At 57.8% G+C, this 11,771-nt stretch carries 13 protein-coding genes and 1 tRNA gene; 4 read left to right on the forward strand and 10 right to left on the reverse strand.

Translation table 11 applies throughout. The features are described 5' to 3' along the window. Positions 1-260: 260 nt before the first annotated feature. Positions 261-722, forward strand: a complete 462-nt coding sequence (locus tag CFU_RS16965; RefSeq protein ID WP_041742250.1) for an Imm51 family immunity protein — start codon at positions 261-263, stop codon at positions 720-722. Positions 723-1,111: 389 nt separating this feature from the next. Beyond that, positions 1,112-1,540 carry a transposase gene (locus CFU_RS23405; protein WP_050808626.1) on the forward strand — a complete coding sequence of 143 codons (429 nt, stop codon included), beginning with the start codon at positions 1,112-1,114 and terminating at the stop codon, positions 1,538-1,540. Between the two features lie 196 nt (positions 1,541-1,736). Here the strand turns inward: CFU_RS23405 and CFU_RS16975 are convergent. Continuing rightward, positions 1,737-1,811: transfer RNA gene (locus CFU_RS16975), tRNA-Arg, on the reverse strand. Positions 1,812-1,941: 130 nt separating this feature from the next. Here CFU_RS16975 and CFU_RS16980 point away from each other — a divergent pair. Continuing rightward, on the forward strand, positions 1,942-3,585 hold the full coding sequence (locus CFU_RS16980; RefSeq protein WP_050808627.1) for a diguanylate cyclase domain-containing protein: 1,644 nt from the start codon (positions 1,942-1,944) through the stop codon (positions 3,583-3,585). 76 nt (positions 3,586-3,661) lie between these two features. Here CFU_RS16980 and CFU_RS16985 read toward each other — a convergent pair whose 3' ends face one another. Together CFU_RS16985 and CFU_RS16990 are read right to left on the reverse strand one after the other, a co-directional pair. Then, positions 3,662-4,141, reverse strand: a complete 480-nt coding sequence (locus tag CFU_RS16985; protein WP_014007264.1) for a surface-adhesin E family protein — start codon at positions 4,139-4,141, stop codon at positions 3,662-3,664. A 150-nt stretch (positions 4,142-4,291) separates the two neighbouring features. Then, the gene (locus CFU_RS16990) at positions 4,292-4,582 is read right to left on the reverse strand and encodes a PsiF family protein (RefSeq protein ID WP_041743616.1); all 291 of its coding nucleotides are present in this window, start codon (positions 4,580-4,582) and stop codon (positions 4,292-4,294) included. 259 nt (positions 4,583-4,841) lie between these two features. On the opposite strand from CFU_RS16990, the gene CFU_RS24940 reads away from it, so the two are divergent. After that, positions 4,842-5,009, forward strand: coding sequence for a hypothetical protein (locus CFU_RS24940; protein ID WP_014007266.1), 168 nt, complete (start codon positions 4,842-4,844; stop codon positions 5,007-5,009). A gap of 414 nt (positions 5,010-5,423) precedes the next feature. Here CFU_RS24940 and CFU_RS16995 read toward each other — a convergent pair whose 3' ends face one another. The 7 genes from CFU_RS16995 to CFU_RS17025 form a co-directional block, all read right to left on the reverse strand. Beyond that, positions 5,424-5,681, reverse strand: a complete 258-nt coding sequence (locus CFU_RS16995; RefSeq protein WP_041742252.1) for a hypothetical protein — start codon at positions 5,679-5,681, stop codon at positions 5,424-5,426. Between the two features lie 121 nt (positions 5,682-5,802). After that, the gene (locus CFU_RS17000) at positions 5,803-6,816 is read right to left on the reverse strand and encodes a 2-dehydropantoate 2-reductase (protein ID WP_041742253.1); all 1,014 of its coding nucleotides are present in this window, start codon (positions 6,814-6,816) and stop codon (positions 5,803-5,805) included. Next, positions 6,816-7,271: a DUF962 domain-containing protein gene (locus CFU_RS17005; RefSeq protein WP_041742254.1), complete on the reverse strand. Its 456-nt coding sequence runs from the start codon at positions 7,269-7,271 to the stop codon at positions 6,816-6,818. The genes CFU_RS17000 and CFU_RS17005 overlap by 1 nt, the downstream gene beginning before the upstream one ends. Positions 7,272-7,311: 40 nt before the next feature. Then, entirely contained in the window at positions 7,312-8,079 is a 768-nt protein-coding gene (locus CFU_RS17010; protein ID WP_014007269.1) for a helix-turn-helix domain-containing protein, read from the reverse strand. A 20-nt stretch (positions 8,080-8,099) separates the two neighbouring features. After that, entirely contained in the window at positions 8,100-9,047 is a 948-nt protein-coding gene (locus CFU_RS17015) for a cupin-like domain-containing protein (protein ID WP_148264869.1), read from the reverse strand. Positions 9,048-9,161: 114 nt separating this feature from the next. Continuing rightward, positions 9,162-10,424, reverse strand: coding sequence for a hypothetical protein (locus tag CFU_RS17020; RefSeq protein ID WP_041742255.1), 1,263 nt, complete (start codon positions 10,422-10,424; stop codon positions 9,162-9,164). A 372-nt stretch (positions 10,425-10,796) separates the two neighbouring features. Continuing rightward, positions 10,797-11,741: a LysR family transcriptional regulator gene (locus CFU_RS17025; RefSeq protein ID WP_014007272.1), complete on the reverse strand. Its 945-nt coding sequence runs from the start codon at positions 11,739-11,741 to the stop codon at positions 10,797-10,799. Positions 11,742-11,771 lie beyond the last annotated feature (30 nt).

Genomic DNA, 11,771 nt, shown 5'->3' on the forward strand with positions numbered 1-11,771 from the left:
TATGCCGGCCCATTCTTTATAGTCCATTAATCCCTTCCCGTGATTGACGCAAGCCGGCACTCACAGCCAGTGAGATGTCATTGTATTTGCCAATTATTATTTTTATTGAGGCCGGTATATTTTTTTCAAAAAGTTGAAATTTTTTAATGGAATTCGCTATCAAGTATTTCTAACATTTAAGCGGCGCCAATGCGCTAACTAGCACACCACAATGTCTGAGTTAATTTTTCTAGCCACATTGATATAAAGGAAGATAGGCAATGAAGCTCGATACCATGACAAGGATCGCCGAGGAACAGGCGATCATAGGCATGCCGCAGGGCAAAAGCGACTTGGTAGATACGACAACGTTCACACCATTTTTTCTTATTGATGGCAGTTGTACGGCACTGGTTCTGCTGGATTCAAGTTTTGAAGAAAAAGCGCACATATTCCAAGAACGAGCAGAAGAAGGCTGGACCGGTAATGGGCTGGACTGGGATTCCGTTGCACAAGTGATCATTGCGGAGCAGTTGCCGCATTTGGCTGAGGAACTGACGTTCACTTCTGACGCCGATATTTTCTCTGTTTCTGGAACCAGAGCGAATTTGACTATGCTAGGCCTCGCGTTGAAAATCACCTTCGATGACGATCACATCCTCAGAGATATTTTGTTTCGCGCCAAGTTGCACGATAGTGGCCGAAGTGCCATAACAGAAAGTCTCCGATCAACTCCAGCTTAACCGGCGCCAACCTGGTTGGGCCGAGCAAGGATATGCCGGCCCTTTTTTATTCCATCAGTCCCCCAGGGCTCGAATCCCGTAAACGCGGCTACGTAATCAGTGGGGCAGGTGCCGCCACCGTGCCGGCAGAGCGCAGCATCAAATCAAGGCCGCGCCATCTGTACGGTTAAACGAAGCGGCACATTTATACAGGCACGCCCAAATGCTGGCCACGGTTGCGAAAGTTCCTTCATGTCGCGTCGCTGAGCCGAACTCAGATCGCTACTATCAAATTTGACAGTAGCCAACAATTAAATTTGCCTAAATGATAGCGCTAACAATGGAAGATATTTCATGTTGCTTCCTTTTCCGCGCTCGCGAAAAGTCTTGGAAAAATTTTGGTAATTAATATGGCACAGTTGAAGAAATTGCATGATTGGCAATGGGAGCAAATAGAACGCAGCTTCCCCGGAAAAAGTAGTCTTCTTAGAAACGATAATCGTCTATTCATCGAGGCTATATTCTGGATCGTAGAGCGTAAGGGAACATGGGCAGAATTGCCTCTTCAATATGGCAATTGGAGGGCGGTGTATATGCGTTTCCGGCGTTGGTGCGCCGCTGATTTCTGGAGGCGGCTGGCACGTAGTCGACGCATTGAGGATTACAGGGTGCGGTTCCTGCTGATACAGATCGAACAGTTTAGCCGCGATTATTTGCATCACACTCACCAGCTTAAGGAAAAGCGGGCGCGCAAAACATTAAACGTCGAGTCAGAAAATAATAAAGCTGTCTCGATAGAGGGTGTTTCAACTTCAATTCAAGCCGATAAGGTGCTGTAAAAGTACATCACGCACCAACGCATGATCCATAGTGCCAAAGTCGAATAAAGGCCGGGCTGGATACCTGAATCCCGTTGCCCCTGGACGTAGAGTTGAACACGCCAAACATTTCCATCTTTTTTCGTGGGAATCACGAATGGGGAAGGATCACCGGTGGCTTATGGCAAATTGAAGGGGGAGTTAAAGAAAAGAGACTTGGTCCCGCCAACAGGAATCGGACCTGTATCTAGCGCTTAGGAGGCACTCGTTCTATCCATTGAACTATGGCGAGACTTGCATTGCAGGCAGGAGTATAGCAAAAACCTGCATGGCCAAGATGAGGAAATAGCCACACATCGCCGCCGAGACACAGATTGGCCCTGGGAATGCTGCAATCGGGCCGACTTCTGTATGATTCCCTCATGCCAATCTTCCAAAGCATCAAGTTCCGCCTGATTGGCCTCGGTATCCTGATTATCGTGGCCGGCATCGGTCTACGCCTGTTTTTTGCGCTGCCTTTCGCCCAGGGACTGTTGCGCGACGAGGTGGCGGCCCAGCAATTGTCGATTGCGTCGTATATCGCACGCGACATTGACCATAGCGTCCAGGCGCGCCAGGCACTGATCGCCGAACTGAGTTCGGCACTGCCGCCGGCGCTGCTGCAGCAGCCCGAGAAGCTGGCGATCTGGCTTGAGGAACGGCAGCGCGTCAATCCCCTGTTTAACAGCGGCCTGCTGGTGGTACGGCCGGATGGCGACGGCTTGCTGGCGGAATATCCGACGGTGGCCGGGCGCAGCGAGCTGGTTTTTTCCGAAGTCGGGTGGTTCCAGTCCGCCTTGCAGGCCGATACTCCGGTGATGGGCCGGCCGCAGCGCGGCCGCGCCAGCGGCGAACCGATCCTGATCATGGCGGCGCCGGTGCGCAACGCGGCGCGCCAGGTAGTGGCGGTGCTGGCGGGCGTGGTGGCGCTCAATACGCCCGGTTTTCTCGACCGCTTGCAGGAAACCCAGCTCGGCGTCAGCGGCGGGTTTCTGCTGGTGTCGCCGGCCGACAAGCTGTTCGTCGGCGCCAGCGATCCTGCCATGGTGCTGAAACCGACGCCGCCGGTCGGCGTCAACCTGCTGCACGACCGCGCCATGGCCGGTTACCGCGGCACCGGGATAACCATTAACGCCAAGGGCATCGAAGAACTGTCGGCAATGGTGACGGTGCCCAGCACCGGCTGGTTTGTGGTCGCCCGCATGCCTACCGCGGAGGTGTTCCATCCGATTAACGCCATGCTTGGTTTCTATCTCAAGAACACGCTGCTGATCGTGGCCGGCATGATTGCCATCATGCTGCTGCTGTTGCCGCGCACTTTACGGCCGTTGACGGATGCCGCACATGCGATGCGTGAAATGGCTGACGGCAAGCGCCAGCTGGCGCCGTTGCCGATCAGGCGCCAGGACGAGGTCGGCAGCCTGGTGCTGGGCTTCAACTACCTGGTGGAGCGGTTGCGCGACAAGGAAATGGCGCTGAAGGAGAGCGAAGCGCGCATGGCTTTCATGGCGCATCACGATGCGCTTACCGGCTTGTGCAACCGGGCCATGCTGGAGGACCGTTTACAGCAGGCGATGGCGCGCGCGCAGCGCGACGGCGGTCATTTTGCGCTGCTGTTTTGCGACCTCGACGATTTCAAGCCGATCAACGACGAATACGGACACGAGGCCGGCGACGCCATCCTGCGCCAGGTAGCGGCGCGCCTGCAGGACGGCCGCCGCAGCACCGATACCGTGGCGCGCCTGGGCGGCGACGAGTTTGTGATCCTGCTGACGGACCTGAACGATACCCGCAATGCAGCGGTCGGCGTCGCCCAGCAATTGCTGGCGGCGATCGGCATACCGTTCAATATCGCCGGCACCATATTCGAGCTCAGCGCTTCGATCGGCATTGCCCTGTACTGCGGGGGCGGCATCTCTACTTCGCAATTGATGTCGCAGGCCGATATCGCCATGTATCAGGCCAAGCGGGCCGGCAAGAACGAGTTTTTCGTGTTCGACGAAACGCTGGAGCCTTTCCGCATCTAGCGCGGAAAAGATGACGCAGGACTCAGCGCGAAAATTGCGCGAGTGCCTGCGACTGTTTGCTCAGAGGGGAAATTGCTTACTTGCTTTTTTGAGCCGGGGCCGGGACCGGGGCTGGGGTTGCAGCAGCAGCCGGCTTGCCGTCGAGTGGGAATGCGCAAACGAAATTCATCATGACCTCGGCCACCGAGTCCTTGGCCGGTGCGGCATAGGTCGAATTCTTCAGGGCGTCGCTGTGATCCACCCTTGCGCCGGCGCCGTCAGCCTCGGCAAACAGGATTTCCCGCTTCAGGCTCAAGGTCTTGGCTTTGCAATCGTATACGGTGAAATCCTGGTACGACTTAAAAGTCGGCAATACCTTGGCGTCGCCGTCATTCTTGCGCGCCTCCTTGAAGTTCCACATGGACCATGCTTCGCGGATGCCCTTGTTGTCCTTGATCGAATTCTGGTCCAGCTTGAGCTCTGCAGTATCGCTGGAGCCGACGGATTGCCAGTCGGGAGCAGCCTGGACGGCGACGCAAGCCAGGCCGAGAGTCAGGGTGAGCGCTAGTTTTTTCATGTGTGGATCCTTAAAAAGTGCAAGCTTGGTTTCGACTTTGCATAGTAAACATTAATTCCCATGATAAGGAAGCAATTTGGTAACAAAATGAAAAAGCCCCGTCTGCGACAGGGCTTTTTTGCTACAGCAGGAATACGTGAATGGAATGTCTTATGCCTTAGGTTTGGACAGGCATTGTTTCATGAACGCCTTGCGGTCGTCGCCCTTCTTGCCGGTAGCGTCGACATTGCACGACTTCATTTTTTCTTGCTGTGTCGCAGGAGCCGCGGCTTCCGGCTTTTTGCTCAGGCAATCCTTCATGAAAGCTTTGCGGTCGTCGCCAGCCTTGCCGGTCGCATCCTTGTTGCATGTCGCCATCTTGCTTTGTTGCGAATTTGCGGCAAATACCGGGTTAAAAATAAAGCAGCAAGCGAGCAGTGCCAGACCTGTCAGTTTTTTCATGATTTTCTCCGTTTCCACAGTGAGGGTTACCGCATTATTCTGCGTCGATGCGGCTTGCTGCATTACAGCACGAAAATTGTCGGCTGCCAATATGTTAGCTATATGCTTATGCGGGCTTGGCATATGCAACCATTTATCCAGGCAAAACCGTGTGATATTCATAAACCGTATGATTCGTATGTGAAAGCGAAATTGGATTAGTCATTTCATATTGCATATACTGCACTGCAACATAGACGACTAACTGAAAGGGAATATCATGGCCAGCATCTCTCCTCCACTGCCGCTGTCAACACGCGCGATGCAAGCCCAAGCTCGCCCTGATATGTACAAGACGGCTCAACAACAGCCAAGCCTGCTCGACAAGGTGCTGACCGTCTGGAGCGCGCCTTACAAGAAACTGAGCGGTTCTTTCCTGCGCTTCTGAAAACAGGACACTGTCGGACCGGTTGGAACCAGCCCCGCTGCCTGCGGGGCTTTTTTTTTTGCCCACAGAAACGCCGGACTCCTCAACCACCCGAGTTACCCACAGAAAATGTGCGCAAGCCTGTTGATAACCTCACCGTAAAAAATCCAAGCCTTTGATTCGCATCATCTTTTTTACAATGCTCGCAGCCGGATCAAATCTCACTCTGGGAATAGTTGTCCACGCCTTTGCACGATCCGTACAGGCAAAAAAAAGCCCGCTCACCTTGCGGTTGCGGGCTGAATCCAAACCTTAGGAGGTGTTGGAGGAGACAGGTGCAACTATATGGCGACGCAGCAATCGTGTCTGCTTTATTTGTCTGATAACAGATATTCTTTATCTATATATCTGTACGATATTTATCGTCGGCGGGTTTCATTTTGGTTTTCGGTCATGGTCACGGCAAGCATCGGCGCGCGCCTTGCGCATCGTCCCATCCTTGCAACGCATTACGCTGTGCGTCCCCATCCGGCGGCTGCCGTCGTAAAAAGATTCGGGCCGCCTGTCATTGCGGGCATCCGGATGGCCTTCCAGCCCCATGCCCGGTTCGGGCCGCGGCATGGGTTCGTTCTGCGCATGGACCCAGGGTGTAAAAGCCAGCAATAGCGTCAGTGCGCCTAAAAGCTTCTTCATATCGGACCTTTCTTTGCAAGTGGATTAACAGAGCGATCTCTGTTGCAACGACCCTGTTTCGAGTCAGGCCTGGCGCTTTGCGTTCCGTTATTTACAGAAAACGTTGCCGGTTCGGCTGCGCTCAATGCAAGGCGCGATACAGCTCCGCGCCGGACAGGGGCTGCACACCGTCCTGTTCGGCGGCATGGACCAGCGCCGTGATGCGCCGGTTGGCCGGCGCATCACGCGTCAGCGATTCGGCCAGGCGCACTATCGCACCATTCAGGTAATCCACTTCCGTCAGGCGCCCTGCTTGCAAGTCTTGCCACATCGAGGAGCGCGCTTCAGGATCGATTTTCAGCAGGGCCGCGGCAACCCGCTTGAAAACGACGTCAGGCAAACGCAACAGGACGGGCAGCAGCTGCGGCCTGACGCCGGCGATCCTGGCCGGACGAATCCCGGCAGCGCGCAGCACCGTTAGCGCTTCGTCAATCAGCAACGCCAGGCAACGGCGGTAGGCGCGTTGCGACAGCTCGCTTTTGAGCGCCAGGCCGGACAGGGCATTCACCGCATTGTTCAAATTCAGCAACAGCTTGCCCCACTGGACTGCGGCGAAATCCTCGCACTGCTGCAATGGCAGATGGGCCTGGCGAAACGGCGCCAGCCAGGGCTCCAGCCTGGCGTCCGCCTCAATCATCAACTCGCCGCCGGTGGCCCGGTGAAAACGATTGCCGTCCATCTGCGCCACGTTGAACGGCACCATGGCCGCCAGCACTTGCCAGCCGCCTAACAGGCTGCGCAGCGTATCGGCGTTGCCGACGCCGTTTTGCAGGCTGACGATCAGCGCCGACGGCTTGGCGTGGCCGGCGATCGCGTGCGCCGCCGCGGCGCTGTCGGCGCTCTTGACGGTCACCAGGATCAGGTCGGCGCCGGCCAGCGCCGATGCGCTTTCCTGATACGGAACATGCGCGCCTTCAAGCCGTTGCTGGCGGCCTTCCAGGTCGCTCAGCAGCAAACCCTGGCTAGCGATCTGCGCGCGCATGCGGGCCCGCCCTATCAGCACCACGTCGACGCCCGCTGCCAGCAGCGAAGCGCCGACATAAATACCGATGGCGCGGGCGCCGAAGACGGCGACTTTCAGGGAAGCAGCAGGCATCAATACGCGATATGCAGGCGGCGGTACAGGAAACCGAGGACAAACAGGGGGCCGATCAGGAGAAAACGCAGATCCTCGAAAAACGACGGCTTCTTGCCCTCGATCTTGTGGCCGACAAACTGCCCGATCCAGGCGATCACGAACACGCTGACCGACAGCGGCAGCACCAGTCCGGGCGGCAGCACATAGAGCAAGGCCAGCATGGCGCCCGACATCAGCAGCATGCCGATCGCGAACGGCACCGACAAGGAAAAGTAGTAGAGCATGGAGGCCAGCACCGCCGCCAGCGCCACCGCGGGGTGGATAACCCACAGCAAACCCAGCAAGGTGAACACGATGACCGGCACGCAAATGAAATGGATCACTTCATTTACCGGGTTCAGGTGGCTTTCGGAGTATTTGGCCAGCAAGGCGTCTATGGAACGGCCCGCTGCCTGTTGCGACTGCTGGTTCATGACGGTCTCCATCTTATATATGTACAACCATCTTAGACCATCATTTTTCCTCGCGCTTGAACGCAATCGCCATCTTTTGCAGCTCCGACGGCACTACGCCGAAGGTATGGCGGAAGGTGCGGCTCATGTGCGCCAGGTCGGCGAAACCCGCGGCGTGCGCGGCGTGCGTCATGTTATCGCCGCGCCCCACCGCCTCAACCGCAGCCAGCAGGCGCGACCACAGCAGGTAGCGCGACAGCGACAAACCGGTCTGCTGCCGGAACAGGTGGGTAAACCGGCTGGCCGATAAATGCACGGCCGCCGCCAATGCCGCGCCGTTCGGCGCCTGCCCCGGCTGCGCGGCGATCAGCGCCAGCGCCTGGCTGATTCGATGATCGAAACCCGGCTGCGGCGGCTCAACCAGAGCGGTGCAATCCAGCCATTGCTGGCCCAGTTGTTCGACCTGCGACAGCGCAAGCCGGCCCAGCCTGGCTTGCGCCAGCCCCGCTTGCACCTGCAAGAATCCGGGGGCGCTGTCATAAGCGGCCAGCAGCACGCTGGGCGCGCCTTGCGCGCGCTGCGGCAACTCGACAAACAGATGCGCCAGCTGGGTCGCGTCGCAATGGATCTGGTGCGGCTGGTTGGAAGCGAAGATGGCGGCACGGGTGGTGGTCCACGGCTGGTCCGGCGCCAGCCGCGCCTGGAACGGCGCGTCCAGGCCCCAGGTCAGCTGGGTGCCGAAATGGGCATGGAAGCGGGAGTCGATGCCGGGGCCGAGGACCAGGGCCCGGCCGCGCCAGAGAAACAGATGAGAGTGTTGCCGGTTCATTGCGCTCTGATCAAGGCAGGCTAGAATTTATGGCAGGTGCAATTGCCCCAGCGGTACAGGTGCATCTTGTGGAACACGTTTTTGATCTCGTTCGGCACGCCGCCAAACAGCACCTCGGGCGCGGTCAGGCCGAACACGCCGAGGCTGATCGACGGCTCCAGCGCCACCACCGCATGCCATGTGCGCTTGGGAATGAACAGCGCATCCCCGGCCTCGACCCGGGCGTACAGGCCCTGCGTTTTTTCAAATTCCTTGAGTTTGTCCGGCTGCCGGTCCAGCTGCGAGATATTGATGTCGCTCAGGATCGCACCCCAGTCGTATTTCTCTGAAATGCACATGTGCGGCGTCTGCTCAGGCGGGAACAGGATGAACTCCTTGCTGCCGCGCACCTGGCAAAACCAGTTGTGCGGGAAGTCGTAGTGCAGGCCGGTGACGGTATTGGCCGGCCCCATGAATACATATTCCCAGGTCCAGCGCCAGCCCGGCCACAGGTCCTTGATCGAGAAATCATGGCGCAGCGCCGGGAATTCGTCCAGGATATTCCACTGCGCCAGGTACATGCGGTCGGGCTGGAACGACTGCATGTGCGACCAGTCGAGAAAAAACCGTTCGCCCGCCGCCAGCTGGCGCCGCCGCCGGTCCGGCAACAGGCCGACATCGTCCGGCAGCGCCTGCTTGGCCAGCGCCGCCAGTTCCTGTAGATAAGGGCCGACCGGCATCACCGGCCGGTGCCGGGTCTGACCCTGCTCCACCAGGCCGTTCTGGAATTTCACCTGCGGTTCGGAACCGTCCTTGTAGCGCAGCGCCGCCATCTGTTCGAACGACCAGCTTTGCTGCGCCTGCCAGTTGCGCAACGCGCCCTTGACCAGCAAAGGCCGGGTGCGCGCGCCGAAACCGCCGTCGCGCTGCAGCTGCTCGGCATCGATCTGGTCGACTAGCTGGAAGGAAGGACCGCGGATCGAAGTCATAGGCGCGAAGTGATAGACAATTAAGAAGCTGAAATAAAAATGGGGGCGAAACCCCGCGGCAAGGGTTCCACAGTTTAGCAGGATGAGCCGGGAATCTTCCGGCAAGACCATTCTTTAGAAGTTGCGTATGTCGTCCTGGATCATCCTGATCCGGTTGTCGCTGTTGAGGCGATTGATCAGCTGCGCCTGGGCCGCCCGCCACAGCTGGTCGCGGTCCATCAGGTAACCTTCGGTACGGTAGCCGTAGCGGCCGTTGCCCGGCACATCGCCGTAATAGCTGATCGTCGCCCGCCGGCTTTCGGCGACTTCGTTATAACGCAGGTCGAGCGGCGGCACCCTGGTCACGGACAGGTCGAGGATGATCTGCATGGCGTTGGCTTCTTCGACCACCCTGCGGTTGAAGCGATAGGTGCGCACTGCGGTGGTGCCGTCGGCTTTTTTATATTCGACGTTCTCGCTCATTGCCTCTACGTACTGCCGGTACTTGGGCGGCTGGTACACGTAAGAGGTATTCAGGTACATGCCGAGGTCGGCGGCACCGCCGCCCTGGTATTGAAAGCGGGTAAAGCCGAGATCGAACAATGCCAGCACGCTCCTGGTGATCTCGCTGTTCGGTTCATTGCTGCTGATTTGCAGCACCACGGCGCCCATGTTGCGGTATTTGTCGGAGAGCGGCTGCGCATCCTTGTAAGGACCGTGCTGGCGGTAGATGTCGTAGGCGTTGAAAAAAGCCAGACTGGCGTCGCGGTACAGCGCCTTGCGGCGCTGCGGATTATTCGCCGCCAGCTCGGTCCCCTGCTGGTAATAGCTGGCGGCGTCCTTGCTGTCCGCCGCATACTTGTACTTGTCGGCCAGTTTCCTGGCGTCCTTGAACTCGCCGTATTTCTGGTAGGCGTCATAAGACGCTGCATAGCTGACGGCTGCCATCCGGTCATCCTTGGCGGCGGCCGCCGCCCGTGCTTTCAGGTAGTACTGGCCGGCCAGGTTTTCCCGCAAGCCGACCTCAAGATAGCGATTCGGCAAATCCGTATATTTTGCGTAATAGGGCCTGCTGGCGAGCATGGTCCGGATTGCCAGCAGATCGGAATAAGCGGCTATCTTCCTGTCGTATTCCTGGTCGCTGACGGTCTGCACCGTGGTAGCGTAACTGTCTTCGATAATCCGCAGGCGCTCGCGGATGCCGTTTCTTTCATCGCTGTCGTCGTAATCCGCTTTCTTGTATTTGTCGTCGAGGTAGACCAGGGTCGATTGCACGCTGGCGACATAGTTGCCGTCCTTGAACTGTGAAATCGAGGTGGACAGGGAAGCGCAACCCGCAAGCAGCAAGGCGCAGCCGAAGAATAAAAACGCAGATACGATTGATTTGATTTTTTGCATTCGGTTTTCCCTGTGGCGAAACTGATCCGGCGTCGAGCGATGGCAGATCTTAAGCGGAAGTACAGGGAGGAGGCAATCTCTGCGGCAGCCATGGAAAAACCGTGCGCTCATGGCGCGATGGCGGTCAAGCGATCCCGGGGCGCGGCGCCGAGGCGCCTGGAATCGAGTTAAAAAAAAGCCCACCGCCTTGCGGCAGCGGGCTAAATATCAACATAGGAGAGGATAGGCTCCGATAGACAGTTTTATTCTAGTGAGAATTGGAAACTGCCACACCTGTCACTTTTAACAGGTTTACAAATCCGTGCTCCTGACAGTCATGTCAAGTATGACAACACCGTTGTCCGGGCAGGTGATCGTTCCATGTCCGCGATGCTAGGCGGCGCCGATGGCAGCCAGCGCTTCGCGCAGCCACAGTAGTGCGGGATCGGCCTGGTTGCGAGGATGCCAGGCGGCGAACAGGGAAAAATTCTCAGCCTGGAAAGGCAGTTCAAAAGCATCCAGCCTATCGCTATAGCGCGCAAACAAACGGCTTGGCAAGGTTGCAACATAGTCGCTATTGCACAACAGATCCGGCACCAGCGTGAAATTCTGCACCGACAAACAGACTTCGCGCTGGCGGCCCAGCCGTTCCAGGTGTTCATCCATGAAACCGGAAAAACTGCCGCCGCTGGTCGACACCAGCACGTGCTTCAGGCTGCAGTATTCATCTATGTCCAGCGCACCGGCGCCGCGCGGATGCCCTTTCCTTTGCACCATCACAAACCGTTCATCGTACAGTTTCCTGGCTTTCATCGACGGCGGCACCATGCGCTCGGAACCGAGCAGCAGGTCGATCTCGGCCCGCTCGAGCTGCAGCGCCACCTGGCGCTGGTCGGCATTTACAAAAGCGATCTTGATGCCGGCGCCGGCCAGCTGCGGCAATTGCTCCATCAAGCGCAGGCCGAGCACCGCGGCGGCATTGTCGTTGGCCGCGATCACAAAATGCCGGCGGTCCTGGTAAGGATCGAACGCCGGCCGTTGCCTGACCACCGCCTGCAGATCGTTGAGCGCCGCATGCAGCGGCACGATCAGTCCCAGCGCCCGCGCGCTCGGCGTCATGCCGCGGCCGCTGTCGGCCGGGATCAGCAAGGGATCGTCGAAAATCTTACGCAGCCGCGCCAGCTGCGTGGACACCGCCGGCTGGGTCAGGTGCAGCCGCGCCGCGGCCTTGGTCACATTGCACTCTTCCAGCAAGGCGTCGAGCGACACCAGCAGGTTGAGATCGACACCGCGCAGATCAATCACGTTGATAGGTCCTATGCCATTAATTGATTTCAAATATACGTCCTCACGCTCTAGAGTTCAATC

This window comes from Collimonas fungivorans Ter331 (genome assembly GCF_000221045.1).
In the GTDB taxonomy this organism is placed as follows: domain Bacteria; phylum Pseudomonadota; class Gammaproteobacteria; order Burkholderiales; family Burkholderiaceae_D; genus Collimonas; species Collimonas fungivorans_A.